Here is a 1,038-nt window from a genome sequence, read left to right as displayed (position 1 = left end):
AGGTTGTTGCAACCTGGGATCCACACACGCACCCGATTATCGCGGAAGTGGAAGGTAAGGTTCAGTTCGGTGATATGGAAGAAGGTATCACTGTAAACCACCAGACCGACGAGCTGACCGGCCTGACCAATATCGAAGTGCTCGGTTCCCAGAATCGCCCGTCTGCCGGTAAGGACATGCGTCCGGTAATCCGGGTAGTGGACAGCAAGGGCAAAGCCGTTGTGATGCCCAACACTGATATGCCGGCGCAGTACTTCCTGCCGGGCGGTGCGCTGTGTGGCCTGAAGGATGGCGCCAGCATCGGTGTGGGTGATGTGATTGCGCGGATTCCCCAGGAATCCTCCAAGACCCGTGACATCACTGGTGGTTTGCCCCGCGTTGCGGATCTGTTCGAAGCCCGTAACCCGAAAGAAGCCGCCATCCTGGCCGAGAAGACTGGTACCGTGTCCTTCGGTAAAGAAACCAAAGGCAAGGTTCGCTTGGTGATAACACCGGATAACAGTGATGACAATTACGAAGAACTGATTCCCAAGTGGCGTCAGCTCAACGTGTTTGAAGGTGAGCGGGTAGAGAAGGGTGAAGTGGTCTCTGATGGTCCGCTGAACCCCCACGATATCCTGCGCCTGAAAGGTGAATCCGAGCTGGCCCGTTACATCGTTAACGAAGTGCAGGAGGTTTACCGCCTGCAGGGTGTGAAGATCAATGACAAACACATTGAAACGATCATCCGCCAGATGCTGCGCAAAGTAGAGATCCTGGAAGTGGGTGAGTCTCACTTCATCAAGGGTGAGCAGGCAGAATATGCCCGCGTCATGGAAGAGGTCGACCGTCTGAAAGCCGAAGACAAGATGCTGCCGCAATATCAGCGTCTGTTGTTGGGTATCACCAAGGCTTCCCTGGCCACCGAGTCCTTCATCTCTGCAGCGTCTTTCCAGGAAACCACCCGCGTTCTCACCGAAGCGGCGGTAACCGGCAAGGAAGACGACCTGCGTGGCCTGAAAGAGAACGTGGTTGTGGGTCGTCTGATCCCGGCCGGTA

At 55.8% G+C, this 1,038-nt stretch carries 1 pseudogene; it reads left to right on the top strand.

The window, feature by feature from the left end:
* Window positions 1-1,038, top strand: a pseudogene (locus tag A3754_RS03095) (DNA-directed RNA polymerase subunit beta'); the annotation flags it as partial.

It is taken from the genome of Alcanivorax sp. HI0083 (assembly GCF_001635175.1).
The sequence above is the reverse complement of the archived record's forward strand: the minus strand, read 5'-3'. Positions and strand labels throughout refer to the sequence as shown.